Origin of the sequence: Marinobacterium iners (genome assembly GCF_017310015.1) — a bacterium.
GTDB lineage: Bacteria > Pseudomonadota > Gammaproteobacteria > Pseudomonadales > Balneatricaceae > Marinobacterium > Marinobacterium iners.
The window spans coordinates 3950513-3971661 of the sequence record NZ_CP022297.1 but is presented as its reverse complement, the minus strand read 5'-3'; the positions used below and the strand labels follow the sequence as shown (position 1 = coordinate 3971661).

Genomic DNA, 21149 nt, shown 5'->3' with positions numbered 1-21149 from the left:
CTCTCACTTTATGATCGGCATGTTCTGGGCTTTCCATTCGGTCATTCCGCCAGACAGGCGCACAACATGGTTGTAGCCTGAAGCCTTGAGTTTCTTGGCGGCGCTGCCGGCAGCCTGGCCCAGATTGCAGACAACAATAACAGGCTTATCGCGGAATTTGTCCAGTTCGTTGAGGCGGCGATCGAGGTCAGCAAAGGGGATGTGGTGTGCGCCGGTAATGTGGCCGGTATCCCACTCCTTGCGCTGGCGGATATCGAGTACCACGCCACTTTCTTTATTGATCAAGCGAGTGGCTTCTGCTGGTGATACTGATTTGCCGGCCTTGCGCTTCTCGGTCCAGAGCAGCACTGCCAGGGTCACAACCCAGGCAGCGACCAGATAATAGTGCTGTATTGCGAATTCGATCAGGCGTTCCATAGTCGTTCCGGTCAGATGAGCGGGATATCAGGTGAACAAGTATACAATGCTGCCGTGACAGGGATAAGGGCTGAGGCCAAATCCGCGGGTGCTCGGTTAGCTAAACCGACGCCAAGGCAGTAAAATGGTTGCCTGTTTTTTAACCGACCGGACAGAACTGCTGATCATGACAGACGCACGCGCAACCAAGGCACTGATTATTCTCGATGGTTTCGGAGTCGAGTCGACCCCCTCGTCTGCGGTGGATGCCGCCCGCACCCCGACCTGGGACCGTCTCCTGGCATCCAACCCGAACTCTCGCATCCAGACATCGGGCATGGCGGTCGGTTTGCCTGAAGGGCAGATGGGAAACTCTGAAGTAGGCCACATGAACATCGGTGCAGGTCGTACCGTGTACCAGAATTTCACTCGCATCTCCAAGTCGATTGCGGATGGTGATTTTTTTGAAAATCCGGTGCTTTGTGAAGCTATGGATAAAGCCATCGAGCAGGGACGAGCAGTGCATGTGCTGGGGCTGTTGTCGCCAGGTGGTGTGCACAGTCATGAAAATCACATGTTTGCACTGTTGGAAATGGCAGTGAAGCGTGACGCCAAGCAGGTATATCTGCATGCGATTCTGGATGGCCGTGACATGCCGCCACGCTCCGCCGAGCCTTCCATCAACGCAGCCGAGGCGGTTTTTGAACGCCTCGGCACGGGGGCGATTGCAACGGTGGTCGGACGCTACTTCGCCATGGATCGAGACAATCGCTGGGATAGGGTTGAACTGGCCTACAATGCCATGACCAATGGAGATGCACCGCAACAGGCAAACAGTGCACTGGAGGCGCTGCACAATGCCTATGCCCGGGATGAAAGCGACGAATTTGTACAGGCAACCGTAATTGTCGATGAATCCGCTCAACCTGTTGGGCTGATTGCCGACGGTGACACTGTGATCTGTGCCAACTTCCGTCCTGATCGGGCGCGTGAAATAACACGCACTTTTGTTGACGGTGACGTTTTTACCGGCTTTGACCGCAAACAGCGTCCAGACTTGAGCGCCTATGTCATGCTGACCGAGTATTCGGCTGATATTGCTGCTCCGGTAGCCTATCCACCGGAGGCAATTCACAACGATCTGGGTGAGTACCTGTCCAGCCTTGGCAAGACGCAACTGCGTATTTCCGAAACCGAAAAATATGCACATGTGACTTTCTTCTTCAATGGAGGTCAGGAAGCTGTTTACCCCGGTGAGGAACGTATTTTGGTGCCGTCTCCTCAGGTCGCAACCTACGATCTGCAGCCGGAGATGAGTGCGCCTGAGGTGACCGACAAGCTCTGTGATGCCATTCGCAGTGGTCGCTTTGACCTGATCGTATGCAATTTTGCCAATGGCGACATGGTAGGTCATACCGGCAAGTTCGATGCAGCCGTCCAAGCGGTTGAGACCGTTGACCAGTGCCTGACCCGCGTACTTGCAGCACTGAAGGAGGTCGACGGTGAAGCGCTGATTACTGCCGACCATGGAAACGTGGAGTTGATGGTGGATCCTGACAGTGGTCAGCCCCATACCGCGCACACCACATGGCCGGTTGCTCTGATCTATGACGGACCGCGTACAGGCAGTGTAAAACTCAGTGATGGTGCCCTGTGTGATCTGGCACCCACACTGCTGGCATTGATGGGGCTGGAATCGCCCAAAGAGATGACTGGCCACTCACTGGTCAGTCTGGGCTGATTATCTTGAGACAACTCCGCCGTTTGCTGTACGGCCTGTGTCTCTGCCTGCCACTATCGCTGGCGGCACAGGATCCGGTCGCCACGGAAAAGCAGCTGCAGGCACTCAAGCAGCAGATCGAGCGTTTGCAGCAGCAGGTAGGCAAGCGCCAGGATGATCTCAAGAACGCCCAGTCAGAGCTGCGCCGTTTTGACCGTCAGATAGGCGAAGTGACGGCCGAGCTGGATCAGCTGCAACAGCGACTGGAGCAGTTGGAGCAGCATCGCGGTAATCTGGGCGCGGATGAAAGCCGTCTGCTGTCCGGGCTGCAGGAGCGTGAGGCCCAGATCCGAACGTTACTGCAGGAGCAGTACCGGCTGGGGCGGCAGCCCGGTGTTCAGCTGATCCTGTCACAGCAGGATCCGCAAGAGCTGGCTCGCATGCTGCGCTATTATGATAGTGTCAGTTCAGGGCTTGCCAGTCAGTTGGAGCAGTTCAGGCAACAGCTTGAACAGCTGGAGCAAACACGCAGCGAGATTGCGCGTGCCGATACCGATTTGATAACGACCCGTGATGCGTTGGTACAGCGACGGGAAGCGTTGAAGCAGGCCCGTACCGGGCAGGCCAGCGCTCTGGCTCGACTGCAGCGAAGTCTGCAGGAAGAGCAGTCAAAACTGGGTAAGCTGCAGCAGGATCAGAAACAGCTGGAGTCGGTTCTGGCCGAGATTCGTCGGTCACTCGAGAAGATCAGACTGCAGACAGACGGCCTTCAGTTCAGCCAACGCAAGGGCAAGCTGGACTGGCCGCTCAGTGGCTCTGTGAGGAGGCCCTTTGGCAGTCAGGTTGACAATGTCAGCTACGAAGGCATGCTGATTGCTGCTCAGGCAGGTACTCGGGTCAAGGCGGTACACCATGGACGGGTTGTATTTGCAGACTGGTTGCGGGGCTATGGACTGGTCTTGATCCTGGATCACGGAGGTGGTTACCTGTCCCTCTACGGTCACAACGACAGCCTGCTGCGAGAGCCGGGCGAATGGGTTGGTACCGGAGAGGCAGTTGCTCTGGCGGGCAGCAGCGGCGGTAACGGGGAAACGGGACTCTATTTTGCCATCCGACATCAGGGTCGCTCAATCGATCCAATCAGTTGGCTTGGCAAACGCTAATTCACCATGCAGGGAACACACTTATGAAGCTCTACGGGCGTACACCGCTGGCAACTGCCACAGCCATCACGGCGCTGAGTTTACTGCCTTTCTTTGGTCCACTGGCTCAGCAAGCGTCAGCTGAGCCCAGTGCTGCTGCAGAGACGACAGAGAAAACTCTGCCGCTGGAAGAATTGCGGATGTTTGCGGATGTATTTGACCGCATCAAGCAGGCCTATGTGGAGCCGGTTGATGACCGGCAGCTGCTTGAAGATGCCATTCGCGGCATGCTGGCAGGCCTTGACCCGCATTCCGCCTATCTGGAACCTGAGGCGTTCGAAAGCCTGCAGGTTCATACCCGTGGTGAATTTGGCGGCCTTGGCATCGAAGTGGGACAGGAAGACGGCTTCATTCGCGTGATAGCCCCGATCGATGGTACACCTGCACAGCGTGCCGGTGTACGCGCCGGTGACCTTATCATCAAGCTCGACGATGTACCGGTGCAGGGGATGGACTTGAATCAGGCCGTTGAACTGATGCGTGGAGAAGTAGGTACCGGCATCCGCCTGACCATCATGCGTGATGGAGAGGACAAGCCGTTTGAACTGGAAATCGTACGCGACGTGATCAAGGTGACCAGCGTGCGTCATGAACTGCTTGAGCCGGGTTACGGTTATCTGCGGGTATCCCAGTTCCAGTCCCATACCGGTGAAGACCTGGTCAAGGCGATTAATGAGATGCAGCAGGCAGCGCCACTGCAGGGGCTGGTACTGGATCTGCGCAATAATCCCGGTGGGGTATTGCAGGCAGCGGTTGAGGTAAGCAATGCATTCCTTGACTCAGGCCTGATCGTCTATACCGAAGGCCGGCTGCCAAACTCCGAGCTGCGCTTCAATGCCAATGCCCAGACAGCGGCCGCCAATACGCCGCTGGTGGTGCTGATAAACGGTGGTTCAGCCTCGGCGTCTGAAATTGTGGCAGGCGCTCTGCAGGATCACAAACGTGCCATCATCATGGGGACAGACAGCTTTGGCAAAGGATCGGTACAGACCGTGTTGCCATTGGGGGGGGAGCGTGCGATCAAGCTGACAACCGCACGTTACTATACCCCTGGTGGGCGTTCCATTCAGGCGCAGGGTATTACGCCTGATCTGCGGGTAGATGAGGGCAAGCTCACCGGGATCCGTAAGGAGGTGGGTGTAAAGGAGCGCAATCTTGCAGGGCATCTGGAAAATGGAAATGCGGAGAACGTTCAGTCAGAGCAGAGCTCGAGCAGTCGTGATCTTGCTGAGCGAGACTATCAGTTGTACGAATCGCTGAATCTGCTCAAGGCGATGCACATCCTGAAGCGGGAGCCTGCTGAGGCAGGCTCCGAGGGTTGACGCCCTTCGTTATGCCGAGGCGGCGGGTGCGCGGTACAGCCCGGTTCCCAGCCGCGCCCACTGCTCAGGCCAGAACTCGGTCGGACGGCGTTTGAATTCGCTGCGCACAAACTGACGGATACGACCCTCGGCTGCAGCCAGCATCAGGTTGGCAGCCGAGCCGGCAGGGATCTCCGTACGCAGCCCCTCACGCACCTCTGCCTCTCGCATGATCTGCTTCAACTGGGTTTCCAGTCGTTCGAACAACTGGTTGATGCGTACTCGCAGGCGCTCGGTTTCACCCGAAAGGGCGTCACCCGTCAGAATCCGGGCCATGCCCGGGTTCTTTTCCACGAATGCCAGCAGCAGGGTCAGAACCTGCTCACACTGGCGCACGCCGCCCACATCTGACTGAGTGATCAGCGTAATGCGCGAGAACAGAGTCTCTTCGATAAAGCCGATCAATCCTTCGAACATGCGTGCCTTGCTCGGGAAGTGACGGTAGAGGGCCGCCTCAGACACGCCCACCTCACGCGCCAGGGCCGCGGTGGTGATCCGTTGCCCCGGGTTGTTTTCCAGCATCTGTGCCAGCGCCTGCAGAATCTGCTCGCGGCGTGAAATTTTCTGTTCCTTGTCGCTCATCATCCGCCTGTCACAGTGCCTTGTTGGTGATCAGAGTACCGACACCTTCATCGGTGAAGATCTCCAGCATGCAGGCGTGCTCGACCCGGCCATCGATGATGTGTGCACTGCGAACACCGCTTTTCACGGCGCTCAGGGCGCAATCGATCTTGGGCAGCATGCCGCCATAGATGGTGCCATCAGCGATCAGCTCGTCTACCTGCGCAGTGGTCAGTCCGGTCAGAACCTTGCCGTTCTTGTCCAGCAGGCCTGCGATATTGGTCAGCAGCATCAGCTTCTCGGCCCTCAGTACTTCTGCCACCTTGCCGGCTACCAGGTCCGCATTGATGTTGTAGGCATGGCCGTCTTCACCCACACCGATCGGGGCGATGACGGGAATAAAGTCGGAGTTCTCCAGCATCCCAAGCACCTTGACGTTGACGCTCTCGACCTCGCCCACATGGCCGATATCGATGATTTCGGGCGCCTCCATTTCTGGGGTCTTGTGCTTGACCTTCAGCTTGCGTGCCCGCAGCAGTTCACCATCCTTGCCGGTCAGGCCGATCGCCTTGCCGCCGGCGGAGTTGATCAGGCCCACAATTTCCTTGTTGACCATGCCGCCCAGCACCATCTCAACCACGTCCATGGTCTTGGAGTCGGTCACACGCATGCCGTTGATGAAGTGGGACTCGATTTTCAGCTGTTCCAGCAGGCTGCCGATCTGCGGTCCGCCGCCGTGGACCACGATCGGGTTGATGCCGATCAGCTTCATCATCACGATATCGCGGGCAAAGCTGGCCTTGAGCTTTTCGTCGATCATGGCGTTGCCGCCGTACTTGATGACGATGGTCTTGCCGACAAACTGCTGGATGTAGGGCAGGGCGACCGACAGAATGTGAGCGGTCGACATGGCTTGTTCACGGGACAGAGGCATATTCTCTCCTTGCATATATAAGTGCCGGTCAGGCATCGGGAATCAGCAGACCGGGATCGATCGCGCTCAGGCGCGACTGGAATTCATGCTTGATACGGGACAGCGCCGCGTCATTCTCCGCCTCAAAGCGCAGAACCAATACCGGTGTGGTGTTGGACGCACGCATCAGGCCCCAGCCATCAGCATAGTCGACACGCACACCATCAATGTGACTGACATTGCCGCCGGGGAACGCCGCCTGCTGCAGCGCTTCAACCAGCGCGAACTTGTTGTCTTCACGCACCTCGATATTGATCTCCGGGGTGCTGATATCTTCCGGATAGGCGCTGAAGATGGCATCGGCATCCTCATAACGGCCGGACAGAATCTCCAACAGACGAGCAGCGCTGTAGAGGCCGTCATCAAAGCCGTACCAGCGCTCCTTGAAGAAGATGTGGCCGCTCATCTCACCTGCCAGCAGAGCGCCACACGCCTTCATCTGACGCTTGATCAGCGAATGGCCGGTTTTCCACATGGTAGCTTTGCCGCCGGCCTGCTCGATCACCTGCGGCAGCAGGCGGGAGCACTTCACATCGAACAGAATTTCGGCCCCCGGATTGCGGCTTAAAACGTCCTCGGCGAACAGCATCATCACCCGGTCTGGATAGACCACATGGCCGGATGGCGTAATCACGCCAACGCGATCGCCGTCACCGTCAAACGCCAGCCCCAGATCGGCCTGATGTTCATTGACTGCTGCAATGGCATCCTGCAGGTTTTTCAGTTTGCCTGGGTCGGGATGATGGTTGGGAAAGGTGCCATCCACCTCACAGAACAGCGGAATCACCTCGCAGCCCAGCTGTTCCAGCAGATCGGGCGCGATACCGCCGGCGATGCCGTTGCCGCAGTCCACCACCACCTTCATCGGACGCTTGAGATTGATATCCTTCAGGATGAGCTCGCTGTAGGCGCGCTCGATTGCCAGTGGCTGAGCGGCACCGGTGCCGTCCACGTACGCCTGCTGCTCGATGCAACGGGCCAGATCCTGGATCTGATCGCCGGACAGGGTTTCGCCACCGAGCATCATCTTGAAGCCGTTATAGTCAGCCGGGTTGTGGCTGCCGGTGATCATGATGCCGGTCTGGTCGTCACGCTGGTGCGCGGCAAAATACAGTACCGGTGTGGGTACATAGCCGATATCCAGCACCTGACAGCCGCTGTCGGTCAGTCCCTGAATCAGAATCTGCTTCAGTGACGGGCCGGAAAGGCGACCGTCGGCGGCAACGACGACTTCACGAATGTTGCGTGCAGCGGCTGCAGCGGCAAAGGCGCGACCAATGTGATACACGGTTGCATCGGTCAGCGACTGACCAACGATACCGCGGATATCGTAGGCCCGAAAAATGTCACGGTCGAACTGCTGTAACGGATAGGGCATTGATACTGTTCCCTGTCGTGAGTAAGTGTTTACTGATTGATTCAGTGGCGACCGGAAGAGCCGAAGCCACCCGCGCCGCGCTCAGAGTTGCTGAATTCGTCGACAATCTCGAATTCGGCCTGCATCACCGGTACCAGAACCATCTGAGCGATACGCTCACCCGGCTCGATGGTGAAGGTGGTCTGGCCCCGGTTCCAGCAGGACACAAATAGCTGGCCCTGATAGTCAGAGTCGATCAGACCGACCAGGTTACCCAATACGATGCCGTGCTTGTGGCCGAGGCCCGAGCGCGGAAGGATCATGGCACACAGGCCCGGGTCCGCGATGTGGATCGCCAGTCCCGTAGGAATCAGCTCGGTCTGCCCCGGCTCCAGCGTCAGTGCCTGATCAAGGCAGGCGCGCAGATCGAGACCGGCGGAGCCTTCAGTGGCGTAGGCGGGCAGGGGGATGTCACGACCGATGCGGTCGTTCAGAATCTTGACTTGCAGTGCTTTCATTCTGTTCTCTGGCTCTTGCGGTGGAAATGCTCGGCGATCTGATCAATCAGCTGGCGTGCCAGCAACCGCTTCGGACCCAGTGGCAGGGTCAGGGTCGTGGCTGTACTGACCAGCGTAACGGCGTTGTCATCGCTGTTGAAACCGATATCGGGATTGGACACGTCATTGGCAATGATAAGATCCAGCCCCTTGCGTTCCAGCTTGCTGCGGGCATATTCGAGTACGTCACGGGTTTCGGCGGCAAACCCCACGGTAAAGGGGCGCTGCCGTTCCAGCCCGGCAACCGTGGCAACGATATCCGGGTTCTTGATCAGGCGCAGCTCCATGATCTCTTCACTGCCTTTCTTGATCTTGTGTTCGGCGACCGCCACCGGGCGATAGTCGGCCACGGCAGCGGCGGCGATAAAAATATCGCACTGCTCAACGCCGTCCAGCGAAGCGGCCAGCATCTGTTCGGCGCTTTCCACCTGAACACACTCCACTCGCGGGGGGGATGGCAGATTGACAGGACCGCTGATCAGGCGCACATCAGCACCGGCATCGGCAGCGGCTTCCGCCAGCGCATAGCCCATTTTGCCGGAGCTGTGATTGGAGATGAAGCGCACCGGGTCCAGGGGCTCTCGAGTGGGGCCGGCTGTGATGAATACCCGTTTGCCACTGAGTGCACCGTGCTGAAACTGCTCGGCGGTCAGTTCGGCTAGCTCTTCCGGCTCCAACATGCGTCCGGGGCCGGTATCGCCACAGGCCTGAGCACCAACCCCAGGACCAAACACCTTGACGCCCTGATGGCTCAGCTGCTGGATATTGTGCTGGGTGCGCGGGTCGCGCCACATCGCCTGATTCATCGCCGGTGCCAGGCAGATGGGTGCATCGGTGGCCAGACACAAGGTAGTCAGCAGATCGTCACCCATGCCGGCGCTGAAGCGGGCGATGAAGTCCGCACTGGCCGGTGCGATCAGAATCAGGTCGGCCCATTTGGCCAGTTCGATATGGCCCATGCCCGCTTCGGCTTCGGGGTCGAGCAGATGTTGATGTACCGGGTGTCCAGACAGTGCCTGCAGTGTCAGCGGGGTGATGAATTCGGTTGCCGCGGCGGTCATGACAATGCGTACATCGGCCCCGGCGCCCTTGAGCAGTCGGGTCAGTTCGGCACTTTTGTAGGCGGCAATGCCGCCGGTGATTCCGAGCAGAATCTGCCGGTTAGTGAGTCTGTGCATACCCTGAATGTCCGATAGTTTCTCATTCTGGTTTGGAGCGTTAAGATACCACTTCAGCCGGGCAATGCGTAGACGATTCAGCCCGGATTCACACTCACAGGGAGGTGAGCATGGCGATCAGTGACTGGCCGGCAGAAGAGAGGCCGAGGGAAAAACTGCTGGCGCGGGGTGCCGCCGCGCTGTCAGATGCAGAGCTGCTGGCGATCTTTCTGCGCACCGGTGTGCAGGGCTGCAGCGCGGTAGATCTGGCGAGACAACTGCTGGAGCATTTCGGCGGCCTGCGACCGCTGATGGAGTGCAGTCAGGCGGATTTCTGCACAGCGCATGGTCTGGGGCCGGCCAAGTATGTTCAGCTGCAGGCGGTGCTGGAGATGTCGCGGCGTCACCTGGAAGCTCAGCTGGTGCGGGAGTCGGCGCTGGAGAGCCCGACCATGGTGCGTCAGTATCTGGCCAGTCGTCTGCGGCATGAGCCGCGTGAAGTGTTCGCCTGCCTGCTGCTGGATAACCGCCACCGGGTGATCCGCTACGAGGCGCTGTTCTATGGCACCATCAATGCCGCCAGTGTGCATCCGCGCGAAGTGGTCAAACTGGCGCTGGCGCATAATGCCGCGGCGCTGATCCTGGCGCACAACCACCCTTCCGGCGTGGCCGAGCCCTCGCAGGCCGACCGGCAGATTACCGATCGGCTGGTTCAGTCGCTGGGACTGGTTGATATCCGGGTGCTGGATCATATGGTGATCGGTGACGGTGAAACGGTTTCGTTCGCCGAACGCGGGCTGCTGTGACCGCTGGTGAAAAATTCAACAATTCGCTGGCGTGGCTGCATTGGCTTCTGTATGATATGCGGCCTTCTGTTCCTTAATGGTACGGTATTCTGTCCGGCTTATTCGTATGGGACGCTCCGCCTGAGGTCGCATCGGTTGTGTGGCCAATAAACATCGAACAGAAGTAAACATAACCCTTGTTAGAAAGGTTTAGTCACTATGTCTCGAGTTTGCATGGTAACGGGCAAAGGCCCGGTAACCGGGAACAACGTTTCCCACTCAAACCGTAAAACGCGTCGTCGCTTCCTGCCGAACCTGCATTGGCACCGTTTCTGGGTAGAAAGCGAAAACCGTTTCGTACGTCTGCGTGTTTCCTCCAAGGGCATGCGTATCATCGACAAGAAGGGTATCGATTCGGTTCTGACCGAACTGCGTGCCCGTGGCGAGAAAGTCTGAGGAGATTTGAATCATGGCTAAAGGCGCACGCGAGAAGATCCGTCTGGTTTCCTCTGCAGGAACCGGTCACTTCTACACCACCGACAAGAACAAGCGTAACACCCCGGACAAGTTCGAATTCAAGAAATACGACCCGGTTGTTCGCAAACACGTGATCTACAAGGAAGCCAAGATCAAGTAATTGGTTCTGGACCGGAGATCCCGGAACCCCGCAGTGCTGAATGTGCTGCGGGGTTTTTTATTTTCTGGCATGCTGTATACCCGACCGTTGTTGTATGGTTTGTTTCCTGTGCAGAAGGCCCCTGAATGTCTGTTCCTCCCGCGTTGATTCGTTTTGTGCCCCTGGCGTTTGTACTGCTGTGGAGTACCGGTTTTATCGGTGCCCGTTACGGCCTGCCGTACATCGAGCCATTCAACCTGTTGCTGATCCGCATGCTGCTGACGCTGGGCGTGTTCCTTGCGTTTATCTTCATATTCCGTGCCCGCTGGCCTTCGCCGTCGCAGGCGATGCATCAGCTCGTTGCAGGGGCGCTGGTGCATGGATGCTATCTGGGCGGTGTATTTGCCGCCATCAAATGGCAGCTGCCGGCGGGTGTGACCTCCATTCTGGTCGGGCTGCAACCGGTTCTGACAGCGGTTTTGGCCTGGATGATGACCGGGCAGACCCTGCGCCGGCCCCAGTGGGGCGGGCTGCTGCTGGGGCTTTTGGGTGTGGTGCTGGTGCTGGGCAGCGGGCTGCAGCCGGGCAACTTTGAGGTGCGCATTGAGGCCGTTTTGGCAGCGATGGTGGCGTTGGTGGGTATTTCGGTAGGCACGCTGTACCAGAAGCGCTTCGGGGCGGGGACGGACCTGCTGACGGGATCTTTTTTCCAGTACCTGTCCACGGCGTTGATGATGGCGCTGTTGAGTTTTGGTCTGGAAACGCGAGAAGTTGAATGGCACCCGGAGCTTATTGGTGCCCTGCTGTGGCTGGTGTTTGGTCTGTCGGTCAGTGCCATTCTGCTGCTGATGTTGATGATCCGAGAGGGCGAAGTGGCACGTGTGGCCAGCTACTTCTATCTGGTGCCGCCCGTAACGGCACTGGAAGCCTGGTGGCTGTTCGGTGAAGAGCTGTCGGTGCTGGCGCTGGGTGGCATGGCGCTGGCGGTATTCGGTGTTTATCTGGTACTGCGCCCTGCCAAGCCTTCACGGGAGAAGGGTCATGCCTGAGTTGCCAGAAGTTGAAACCACATGCCGTGGGATTGCGCCCCATATTGTTCATCAGCGTGTCACGCGGCTGGAGGTGCGTCAATCCAGACTGCGCTGGCCCATTCCCGAGCAGTTGGCACAATGGGTTGAAGGTGATGAGGTGCGGTGCGTCGAGCGGCGTGCGAAGTATCTGCTGCTGAGTTTCAGTCGAGGACAGATGATCGTGCACCTGGGTATGTCAGGCAGTCTGCGCATCCTGCCGCAGGGGACGGTTCCGGGCAAGCATGACCATGTGGATCTGGTGCTGGCGTCCGGGCAGCTGCTGCGGCTGACTGATCCACGTCGCTTCGGTGCCGTGCTGTGGCAGGAAAACGGTACCGAACACAGCCTGCTGGCCCATCTGGGGCCGGAGCCGCTGAGCGAGGACTTTACCGCCGAGTATCTGCAGACCGCCTGCAAAGGGCGCAGAACAGCAATCAAGGCCCTGATCATGAATGCGCAGGTTGTGGTCGGGGTCGGTAACATTTATGCCAATGAAGCCCTGTATCGTGCCGGAATCGATCCACGCCGAGCGGCGGGGCGTATCTCTGCAGAGAGGCTGTCGGTACTGGTTGAAACCATCAAGACTGTACTTGCAGCCGCCATTGAACAGGGAGGCACCACTTTGCGCGACTTTGTGGGGGGCGATGGCAAGCCTGGCTACTTCAGTCAGGTGCTGGATGTGTATGGCCGAGGTGGTCAGCCCTGCAATGGTTGTGGCGAGCACCTTACCGAAATAAAGCTGGGTCAGCGCAGTACTGTATTCTGTCGCCGCTGCCAGCGTTGAGGAGTTACATGAACAGTTGCTATAACCCGCCCGTTGATCTTCAGCGTACCGAGCTGCGCCGAAAGCTGGGTATTGAGTCTCGGCTGGAACTGCGTCGATGTGTTCGTATCGGCACGTTACCGCTGCATACCGAGCTATACTCCTGTGCTGATGAGACGGCACCCCTGCTGCTGTTCATTCCCGGCATCGGCACGTATTCCGAGCTCTACGCCGAGCTGCTGTCCGATCTTTCCGCTCAGGGCCTCAATGTGGTCGGTGTGGACCTGCGTGGCCATGGCTACTCCGGTGGCGAGCGTGGCCTGTACACAGTAGACCAAGTCTGTACCGATCTGAGCGAGATCCTCGACTATTACCAGCAGACTTTCAGTGGCCCCGTATACTTATACGGCTATTCCATCGGAGCATTGCTGGGGCTGGCCTGTGCCGAGCGGGAGTCACGTATTGAACGATTGGTTTGCGGTACGCTGCTGGTACCCGAAATGGCACCGGATATGCTGCATCAAGTCGGCTGGTCATGGATCTGGAGCAGTGCGTTGCTGCTGCCGGGCTTACAGCTGCCGATGAAGAATTTCATCGACTACGATCGTCTACTGGCCGGTCACCCTGCCGGCGAAGAGATCAACAGCGATCCCCTGATTGTCTTCGACTATCCGCTACGCACCCTGTCCAGCCTGTTCACACACCGCTTCGGCAGCCTGTCGAGGACGTTCAACTTCCGCGGCCTGATCATCCACGGCAGCGAAGACGAGGTATTGCCACTGAGTTACTCCCAACGGGTACAGGAATGGCTAAAACAGCCATTTGAACTGATCAATGTGGAAGGGGAGGGGCATATGTTGCCCTGGGACAATCCGAATCGCCTGACGCAACTGATTACTGACTGGCTGCAGCACTGAGTGGCTGTCATTAAAGCTTCACCTTGATGTAACTGCACTTTCACCGCTCTGAACGAAAAATGATCACCTGAGTGCCAACAAGGGGTGGTCGCCATGAACCGTTTGCAGAAGCTTAACGCCTTCGATACCCGCGCCTTCTTCTGGTGCAACGGCTACGGTCAGCATGCACCGGTGATGGCGGGCAGCCGATGGGTCTCTCGGCTTGGGGATGGCGGCCTCTATCTCATACTGGGCCTGACGCTGGCTGTGTGGGAGCCTGAAGATGGCCAGGCCTTTCTGCTGGTCGGGCTTTTGGCCTACGGCATTGAGTTGCCGCTCTACCTGCTGCTGAAAAACACCATCCGGCGTGACCGGCCCTGCCATCGTCTGCAGGGGTTTCGAGCGGCCATCGAGCCATCGGACAAATTCAGCTTCCCGTCCGGACATACCGCAGCCGCCTTCGTATTTGCCATGCTGCTGGCGCAATTTTATCCTTCACTAATGCTGCCTGGTTTTATTCTGGCACTGTTGATCGGTAGCTCCCGAGTGCTGCTTGGTGTTCACTACCCGACTGATATTGCCGCAGGTGCTTTGCTTGGCATCATTTCGACCCTGCTGGCGCTGGGCGTCTGGGAGTGGATCTGATGCGTATTCTGTATGGCGTGCAGGCAACCGGGAATGGACATATCACCCGGGCTCGGGTGCTGCTGCCTGCGCTGCAGGCGGCAGGCGTTGAGGTTGATGTGCTGCTGAGTGGACGGGCGCCTGAACAACTGTTCAATATGGAGTGCTTTGGTCGGTTTGAAACCCGGCGTGGTTTTACCTTTGTCACCTCTGCAGGGCGGGTGGGCTGGCTGAAAACTTTTAGGCAAAGTCGGCCAGTGCAGTTCTGGCGCGATTACCGCCAGCTGGATCTGAGCCGCTACGATCTGGTGCTGAGTGACTTTGAACCTGTCACGGCCTGGGCAGCATGGCATCAGGGCGTACCCTCACTCGGTATTGCTCACCAGTATGCTTTCCATCACCCCATTCCTGGGACCGGATTCAAACCCTGGTTGAAACCGTCACTCAAACTGTTCGCACCTGTAGATGATGCGGTGGGTGTGCACTGGTACCACTTCGATGCTCCCATTTTGCCACCCTTGGTAGCCCCTCCGCCCTATCCGTTGACTGAGGAACCGGACAAAATTCTGGTGTATCTGCCGTTTGAGTCCATGGATGAGGTTATCTACTGGCTGAGTGCCTTTCCGAAGTATCGCTTTCGCGTTTATTGCAATATTGCAACACCTGAGCAACGCGGGCCTTTGGAACTGCAACCCTTCTCGCGTGACGGTTTTCAGCGTGACTTGTGCAGCTGTGCCGGCGTGATCAGCAATGCCGGTTTTGGTTTGTGCAGCGAGGCGATTCAGGCGGGAAAAAAACTGCTGGTCAAACCGCTGCACAGTCAGGTGGAACAGCGCTCCAACGCCGCTGTATTGAAACAGATGGGGCTGGCCAATACCATGTCGGAGCTGGCGCTGGAGTCGGTAGAGGCATGGTTGGCACAGTCGTCTCCAAGTCCGTCGCCCTGGCCGGATGTGGCAACTGCACTGGCGCAGTGGATTGCCTCGGGTCGTCAACAGTCGCTGGATGCACTGGGGTGCGAGCTTTGGCAGCAGGAATATGTCCGTCAGTTTTCACCCTCTCATGCTAGGTTGCGCCAACCCCTGCTATAGTTATCTGCACTCGTCTGAAATGCCCGTTTAGTGACGTTATGAAGGAGAGAGCAGATGCGCGTATTGATTACCGGTGCCGGCAGTGGCATAGGCAAGGGGCTTGCGCTGGCGCTGGCGACCGAGGGCCATACCATTCTGGTGACGAATCTCAGGCAACAGGCTGCAGACGACGTGGCCAGAGAAATTCAGGCGTCAGGCGGAGAAGCCCGGGCGCTGGCACTGGATGTGTCGGATCACGGCAGTATTGAGGCTCTGAATGGCGAGCCTGTTGATGTGTTGATCAACAATGCAGGGCTGCAGCATGTAGCTCCGCTGGAAGACTTTCCGCCGGAAAAGTTCGATCAGCTGATACAGGTGATGCTCACCGGGGCCGCCATGTTGACTCGTGCGCTGCTGTCCGGCATGCGCCAGCAGGGATTTGGGCGCATCATCAATGTCGGTTCCATACACGCACTGGTCGCATCACCGTATAAAAGCGCCTATGTGGCGGCCAAGCATGGCCTGCTGGGCTTTTCAAAGGTTGTAGCGCTGGAAACGGCCGATACCGACATTACCATCAATACGGTCTGCCCATCCTATGTGCTGACACCGTTGGTTGAGCAGCAGATCGCGGCACAAGCCAGGGCCAACGGAATTTCGGAGCAGGATGTGATCGACGAGATTATGCTCAAGCCGATGCCCAAGGGCGCGTTCATCAGTATAGAGGAGTTGGCGGGCGTGTGTCAGTTTCTGATCAGCCCGGCGGCGCGCAACATGACCGGTCAGACCATCACGCTTGATGGGGGGTGGACGGCACGCTGAACAGCTGTCCATAGAGGCTTTTGCAAATCCCATAAAAAGCGAAAGGAGCCGATGATCCATCATCAGGCTCCTCTCTCTGGCATCCGTATCCCTGCAGTTGTAAAAAGCGGCTTCTCGCCTGTGCACTCCGTGCGTCCTGAACTGCTGCGTGGCCGTCCTTGTATTCGTTCCCTGAACAGGAGATCCACAAGACCCATTATGCCGGGTCCAAAAATTATGGATATAAGAATTTTTCCTAATTTTGCGGGTCAAACCATTTTGATCACTTCATCCACAAGGCGATTGATTCCAGAAGCGGCTTCGTTGATTGAGCCTGCCAGCATATAGGCTGGGGTAGTCACGACCCGGTTGTCGGTATCGACCACGATTTGATCCACCGGGCAGTTTTCATGGATGCCACCCATGCTGTTGATCGCCCCGGCAGCGCCCTCGTCACTGCCAATAGTGCAGCGGATACCGGTACCGAGCAGCTTCGGCGTCATGGCTGGCGCAATGCAGATCAAGCCTACGGGCTTGCCGGCGTCATGGATGGCACGGGCAAATGTGACCAGCTGTGGGTTGACCGTGCAGTCGGCGCCCTTGACGGCAAAATCACTCAGGTTCTTGGCGGCCCCAAAGCCACCGGGGATGATCAGCGCATCAAACTCGTTCGGATTGGCCTCGGCCAGATCCTTGATTTCACTGCGCGCCAGACGCGCCGCTTCAACCAGTACGTTGCGGCTTTCACCTTCGGCCACTTCACCGGTCAGGTGGTTGATCACGTGCATCTGCTCCACATTGGGGGCAAAACACTGATACGCCACGCCGTTATGCTCAAGGCGCAGGAAGGTAAGGACCGATTCGTAGATTTCGGAGCCATCAAATACACCACTTCCGGACAGGATCACCGCGATCTTTTTCATGGGCTGAACTCCTTTTGGCTGTAACCATCGATGCAATTGAGTGTTTTCCGTACTCGCCCCACAGGGGTCGTGTCGCACTGGTCACAGATTACGTTAAGATGAGACCAATACCAAACAGGTGATGTGCCGTGAAACGGGCCGTTGTCACCTGTATGTCATCTTTTTGTCGTCCAATGCACCTGAAAAAGGAATCGAGCCGTGGCTTTTACCAACAGTCAGCGTTTCTACCCTGAAACCCGCATGCGCCGAATGCGCGCCGACGAATTTTCGCGTCGTCTGATGCGTGAAAATGTCCTCACCACCGATGATCTGATCTATCCAGTCTTCGTGCTGGAAGGCGAGAACCAGGTGGAAGCGGTGTCGTCGATGCCGGGTGTGGAGCGCTACAGCATCGATCTGCTGGTGGAAAAGGCAAAATACTGGCATCAGCTGGGTATTCCAATGCTTGCGCTGTTTCCGGTTACGCCGGCCGAAGCCAAGAGCGAGTTTGCCGAGGAAGCCTACAACCCAGATGGGCTGGTACAGCGTGCGGTGCGTGCCCTGAAAGCCGCTGTACCGGAATTGGGTGTTATGACCGATGTGGCGTTGGATCCATATACCACCCACGGCCAGGACGGCATCATCGACGAGGCTGGCTATGTACTCAACGACCGTACCGTGGACACACTGGTGCAGCAGGCTCGGTCCCACGCCGAAGCAGGTGCCGATGTGGTGGCCCCCAGTGACATGATGGATGGCCGTATCGGCGTAATCCGTGATGAGCTGGAAAGTAACGGCTTCGTTAATACTCGCATTATGGCCTATTCTGCCAAGTATGCGAGTGCCTACTATGGCCCCTTCCGCGATGCGGTGGGCTCGGCAGGCAATCTGGGCAAGGGAAACAAATTCAGTTACCAGATGGATCCAGCCAACAGCGATGAGGCACTGCACGAGGTTGCGATGGATCTGGCCGAAGGGGCCGATATGGTGATGGTTAAGCCGGGGATGCCCTACCTGGATATCGTGCACCGTGTGAAAACCGAACTGAAAGTGCCGACCTTTGTCTATCAGGTCAGTGGCGAGTATGCCATGCACATGGCGGCGTTCCAAAATGGCTGGCTCGACGAGGAGTCGGTGATTCTGGAGAGCCTGACATGCATCAAACGCGCAGGTGCCGATGGTATTCTGACCTATTTTGCGGTCAGGGCTGCCGAGTTGCTGCAGCGCTAAACCAACGAGTGGAACGAATGGACGACAGTATCAACCCGGGAGAAAGTGCAATGAATGATATCAGTCAGGATGTGACTGTGACGCTGGAGCAGAGCGAAGCCACCGCAGCCCTGCTGGAGAGCCGGGAGATACTGCCGACCATTGATCCGATCGAAAAACTGCCGGTGGATCTGAAAGCGCCCGAGCTGTACATCAACCGGGAACTGAGCCATCTGCAGTTCAACGTGCGAGTGCTGGAACAGGCGCTGGATGAAAGCTACCCCTTGTTGGAACGGCTGATGTTTCTGCTGATCTTTTCAAGCAACCTGGATGAGTTTTTCGAAATTCGGGTGGCGGAGCAGTTGCGACAGCTCAAGTATGGCCGTGAGGCGGTGGGGCCGGATGCAATGCACCCGCAGAGGGTGCTCGACAAGATTGCCGAGATCTGTGCCATCAATATTGAGCGGCAATACAAGATTCTGAACGACATAATGTTTCCGGCTCTGGAAGCAGAAAATATCCACTTCCGCCGCCGTAGTGACTGGACGGCGGAACAGTTGTCCTGGGTGCGGGACTACTTTGAAGAGAAAATCGTGCCGGTGATCAGCCCGATTGGGCTGGACCCCTCCCACCCCTTCCCGCGCTTGGTAAACAAGAGCCTAAACTTCATCGTTGAGCTGGATGGCAAGGACGCGTTCGGCCGTGAGACCGGCATGGCGATCATTCCTGCTCCGCGCTCGTTGCCGCGCCTGATCCGTCTGCCGGACGAGCTCTGTGATGGCGGTGACAATCTGATCTTCCTGTCATCGATTATCCATGAGTTTGCCGAAGAGCTGTTCCCGGGGATGAAGGTGGATGGCTGCTACCAGTTCCGTATCACCCGTAACGCCGACCTCAGCTTCGACTTCGAGGAGATCGAAGACCTGGCCCGTGCGTTGCGCGGCGAATTGCACTCGCGCAAGTTCGGTGATGCGGTGCGGCTGGAAGTGGACAGCCGTACGCCCGAGAGCCTGATCAGCTTTCTGCAGGCAGAGTTCAATCTTCCGGACAGCCACGTCTATCGAGTTAACGGGCCGGTCAACCTGACACGCTTGATGGCGGTACGGGATCTGGTGGAGCGCCCAGAGCTGCGCTGGAAAAGCTTCACTCCAAACCTGCCCAACAAGCTGAAGAACAACGAAGACATCTTCAGCGCACTGCGCAAGAACGACCAGCTGCTGCTGCATCCGTTCCAGTCCTTTACTCCGGTGGTGGACCTGCTGCGTCAGGCGGCGAAAGACAACGACGTGATTGCGATCAAGCAGACCCTGTACCGTACCGGGGTCAAGTCCGACATCGTCAACGCGCTGGTGGAAGCGGCACGCAATGGCAAGGAAGTGACGGTGGTGATCGAACTGCGGGCGCGGTTCGATGAGGAGAGCAACCTGCAGCTGGCCAGCCGTCTGCAGGAAGCGGGCTGTCTGGTGGTGTACGGTGTGGTGGGCTACAAGACTCACGCCAAGATGATGCTGATCGTGCGCCGCGAAGGCAGCGAACTGGTGCGCTACTGCCACCTCGGCACAGGCAACTACCACTCTGGAACCGCGCGGCTCTACACCGACTACAGCTACATGACCGCCGACAACGAAGTGGGCGAGGACGTTCACAAGATTTTCCAGCAGCTCACCGGCATGGGCAAGATCCAGAAGCTGCAGAAGCTGTACAACGCGCCGTTCACGCTGCACGCCAAGATGCTGGAACTGATTCAGAACGAGATTCGCAACGTCAAGGCGGGCAAGCAGGGGCACATCATCATCAAGGTGAACGGCCTGACGGAGCCCAAACTGATCCGTGCGCTGTACGAGGCGTCACAGGCCGGTGTGCAGATCGATCTGATCATCCGTGGCATGTGCCGCCTGCGCCCGGGGCTGGAAGGGATCTCCGAGAACATCCGGGTACGTTCCATCATCGGTCGCTTTCTGGAGCACACCCGCATCTACTGGTTTGCCAATGATGGCGGCAAGCCGGTGGTGATCGGTTCAAGCGCCGACTGGATGGAGCGCAACATGCTCAACCGAGTGGAAACCGGCTTCGAGCTGTTCGGCAAGAACGCTGAGCGCATTCGCAAGGAGCTGGACTACTACCTGCAGGACAACGCCCAGGCCTGGGAGCTGCACTCGGATGGCAGTTACACCCTGGTGCAGCCGAAAGAGGGGGAAGAGCGCTTCAGTGCGCAGCAGAAGCTGCTGGACGAGCTGGCGGTCTGATCACACTTTTCGCAGCAGCTCCACGTAGCCACTACGAAAATCCGGATAGCGAAAGCGGTAGCCGCTGGCTCTGAGTCGGCGGTTGCTGCAACGCTTACTGCCGCCTCGACGCACCGCCTGCCGCTCACGAACTTCGACCTCCAGCTCAGCGGCAAGCCACTCCATCACCTCATGTATCGGCGTGGGTGCGTCATCACTGGCCAGATACAGCGGTTTTAATGTCTGTCCCTGCAATGCCAGCTGCAGCAAGTGCTCAAGTACACCGGCACAGTCCGCGCTGTGAATGCGGTTACTGTAATGCAGTGGCTCACGGGGGGCGGCAATGCCGGATTCGACCAGTCGCTGCAGATGATTTCGTCCAGGGCCGTAAATGCCGCTGAACCGTACCACCGTGGCGGGTATGCCGCTGCTCAGGGCCAGCTGTTCGCTGGCCAGCAGAATGCGGCCGCTCTCGCTGTCCGGCTCGGTGACGGACTGCTCGTCCACCCACTCATGCTCGGTCTGGGCATACACACCGCTGCTGCTGGTCAGGAACAGGTGGCGTGGGGGCGTCGGCAAGGCGTCCAGCACATGTTTCAATCCATCGACATAGGTACGGCGATATATGTCGGGGTCTCGACTCTTGGCGGCAGCAGTGTAAAACAGCCAGTCGCAGGCCGGCAAAGTCCCCAGCGTATCCGGATCGGTCATATCGGCGGCAATGCCATGGATGCCGGCGGGAAGCTGGTTTATAGTACGGCGAAGCCCGAACACCTGTGCTCCCTGCGTACTCAGCCTTACCCCCAGCTGGGTTCCGACATCGCCACAGCCCGCGATCAGCACTCGTTGTTCCTGCATGACTACCCCACTCATTGATTTACGTTCATCCTAACAGAGGTACGCG

The 21149-nt window shown here is 57.9% G+C and carries 22 protein-coding genes; 14 read left to right on the top strand and 8 right to left on the bottom strand.

Going from position 1 to position 21149, the window contains the following annotated elements; translation table 11 throughout:
• Window positions 1-3: 3 nt before the first annotated feature.
• On the bottom strand, window positions 4-417 hold the full coding sequence (locus tag CFI10_RS18715; RefSeq protein WP_091826201.1) for a rhodanese-like domain-containing protein: 414 nt from the start codon (window positions 415-417) through the stop codon (window positions 4-6).
• A 166-nt stretch (window positions 418-583) separates the two neighbouring features.
• Between CFI10_RS18715 and gpmI the strand changes: the two genes are divergently transcribed.
• Genes gpmI through CFI10_RS18700 form a run of 3 tightly spaced genes read left to right on the top strand, consistent with a single transcriptional unit; the run spans window position 584 to window position 4640 of the window.
• Window positions 584-2137 carry a 2,3-bisphosphoglycerate-independent phosphoglycerate mutase gene (gene gpmI, locus CFI10_RS18710; RefSeq protein WP_206837546.1) on the top strand — a complete coding sequence of 518 codons (1554 nt, stop codon included), beginning with the start codon at window positions 584-586 and terminating at the stop codon, window positions 2135-2137.
• A 5-nt stretch (window positions 2138-2142) separates the two neighbouring features.
• Window positions 2143-3279 carry a murein hydrolase activator EnvC family protein gene (locus tag CFI10_RS18705; protein WP_206837544.1) on the top strand — a complete coding sequence of 379 codons (1137 nt, stop codon included), beginning with the start codon at window positions 2143-2145 and terminating at the stop codon, window positions 3277-3279.
• A 23-nt stretch (window positions 3280-3302) separates the two neighbouring features.
• Window positions 3303-4640 (top strand): S41 family peptidase, encoded by a 1338-nt coding sequence (locus CFI10_RS18700; protein ID WP_206837540.1) that lies wholly within the window; start codon window positions 3303-3305, stop codon window positions 4638-4640.
• A gap of 9 nt (window positions 4641-4649) precedes the next feature.
• Here CFI10_RS18700 and slmA read toward each other — a convergent pair whose 3' ends face one another.
• From slmA to coaBC, 5 genes are read right to left on the bottom strand one after another with little or no spacing between them, the layout of a single operon-like run.
• Window positions 4650-5261 carry a nucleoid occlusion factor SlmA gene (gene slmA / locus CFI10_RS18695; protein ID WP_206842301.1) on the bottom strand — a complete coding sequence of 204 codons (612 nt, stop codon included), beginning with the start codon at window positions 5259-5261 and terminating at the stop codon, window positions 4650-4652.
• Between the two features lie 10 nt (window positions 5262-5271).
• A complete protein-coding gene (gene argB / locus CFI10_RS18690) occupies window positions 5272-6174 on the bottom strand; it encodes an acetylglutamate kinase (protein WP_091826195.1) in 903 nt (300 codons plus the stop codon).
• Window positions 6175-6202: 28 nt separating this feature from the next.
• The gene (locus CFI10_RS18685) at window positions 6203-7591 is read right to left on the bottom strand and encodes a phosphomannomutase/phosphoglucomutase (RefSeq protein ID WP_206837537.1); all 1389 of its coding nucleotides are present in this window, start codon (window positions 7589-7591) and stop codon (window positions 6203-6205) included.
• A gap of 41 nt (window positions 7592-7632) precedes the next feature.
• Window positions 7633-8088: a dUTP diphosphatase gene (gene dut / locus CFI10_RS18680; protein ID WP_091826192.1), complete on the bottom strand. Its 456-nt coding sequence runs from the start codon at window positions 8086-8088 to the stop codon at window positions 7633-7635.
• A complete protein-coding gene (coaBC, locus tag CFI10_RS18675) occupies window positions 8085-9305 on the bottom strand; it encodes a bifunctional phosphopantothenoylcysteine decarboxylase/phosphopantothenate--cysteine ligase CoaBC (protein ID WP_091826190.1) in 1221 nt (406 codons plus the stop codon). The genes dut and coaBC overlap by 4 nt, the downstream gene beginning before the upstream one ends.
• Window positions 9306-9415: 110 nt before the next feature.
• On the opposite strand from coaBC, the gene radC reads away from it, so the two are divergent.
• The 9 genes from radC (at window position 9416) to CFI10_RS18630 (ending at window position 15930) form a co-directional block, all read left to right on the top strand.
• A complete protein-coding gene (gene radC / locus CFI10_RS18670; RefSeq protein WP_206837534.1) occupies window positions 9416-10090 on the top strand; it encodes a RadC family protein in 675 nt (224 codons plus the stop codon).
• A 198-nt stretch (window positions 10091-10288) separates the two neighbouring features.
• A complete protein-coding gene (gene rpmB / locus CFI10_RS18665; protein ID WP_091826187.1) occupies window positions 10289-10525 on the top strand; it encodes a 50S ribosomal protein L28 in 237 nt (78 codons plus the stop codon).
• Between the two features lie 13 nt (window positions 10526-10538).
• On the top strand, window positions 10539-10706 hold the full coding sequence (rpmG, locus tag CFI10_RS18660; RefSeq protein WP_027854336.1) for a 50S ribosomal protein L33: 168 nt from the start codon (window positions 10539-10541) through the stop codon (window positions 10704-10706).
• A gap of 125 nt (window positions 10707-10831) precedes the next feature.
• The gene (locus tag CFI10_RS18655) at window positions 10832-11734 is read left to right on the top strand and encodes a DMT family transporter (protein ID WP_206837530.1); all 903 of its coding nucleotides are present in this window, start codon (window positions 10832-10834) and stop codon (window positions 11732-11734) included.
• Window positions 11727-12539: a bifunctional DNA-formamidopyrimidine glycosylase/DNA-(apurinic or apyrimidinic site) lyase gene (mutM, locus tag CFI10_RS18650; protein ID WP_091826184.1), complete on the top strand. Its 813-nt coding sequence runs from the start codon at window positions 11727-11729 to the stop codon at window positions 12537-12539. Before CFI10_RS18655 ends, mutM begins: the two co-directional genes overlap by 8 nt.
• 8 nt (window positions 12540-12547) lie before the next feature.
• Complete coding sequence (locus tag CFI10_RS18645) at window positions 12548-13435, top strand: alpha/beta hydrolase (protein WP_091826181.1); 888 nt, start codon at window positions 12548-12550, stop codon at window positions 13433-13435.
• 93 nt (window positions 13436-13528) lie between these two features.
• Complete coding sequence (locus CFI10_RS18640; RefSeq protein WP_206837527.1) at window positions 13529-14059, top strand: phosphatase PAP2 family protein; 531 nt, start codon at window positions 13529-13531, stop codon at window positions 14057-14059.
• Window positions 14059-15129: an MJ1255/VC2487 family glycosyltransferase gene (locus CFI10_RS18635; protein ID WP_206837523.1), complete on the top strand. Its 1071-nt coding sequence runs from the start codon at window positions 14059-14061 to the stop codon at window positions 15127-15129. The genes CFI10_RS18640 and CFI10_RS18635 overlap by 1 nt, the downstream gene beginning before the upstream one ends.
• 54 nt (window positions 15130-15183) lie before the next feature.
• Window positions 15184-15930 carry a 3-hydroxybutyrate dehydrogenase gene (locus CFI10_RS18630; RefSeq protein WP_206837520.1) on the top strand — a complete coding sequence of 249 codons (747 nt, stop codon included), beginning with the start codon at window positions 15184-15186 and terminating at the stop codon, window positions 15928-15930.
• 248 nt (window positions 15931-16178) lie between these two features.
• Here the strand turns inward: CFI10_RS18630 and elbB are convergent, their stop codons facing one another.
• On the bottom strand, window positions 16179-16832 hold the full coding sequence (gene elbB, locus CFI10_RS18625; protein ID WP_206837517.1) for an isoprenoid biosynthesis glyoxalase ElbB: 654 nt from the start codon (window positions 16830-16832) through the stop codon (window positions 16179-16181).
• Between the two features lie 198 nt (window positions 16833-17030).
• Between elbB and hemB the strand changes: the two genes are divergently transcribed.
• Complete coding sequence (gene hemB / locus CFI10_RS18620) at window positions 17031-18041, top strand: porphobilinogen synthase (protein WP_206837514.1); 1011 nt, start codon at window positions 17031-17033, stop codon at window positions 18039-18041.
• Window positions 18042-18091: 50 nt separating this feature from the next.
• On the top strand, window positions 18092-20266 hold the full coding sequence (gene ppk1, locus CFI10_RS18615) for a polyphosphate kinase 1 (RefSeq protein ID WP_206837512.1): 2175 nt from the start codon (window positions 18092-18094) through the stop codon (window positions 20264-20266).
• On the opposite strand, the gene CFI10_RS18610 is transcribed toward ppk1, so the two are convergent.
• Window positions 20267-21118 (bottom strand): SDR family oxidoreductase, encoded by an 852-nt coding sequence (locus CFI10_RS18610; RefSeq protein ID WP_242530058.1) that lies wholly within the window; start codon window positions 21116-21118, stop codon window positions 20267-20269.
• Window positions 21119-21149 lie beyond the last annotated feature (31 nt).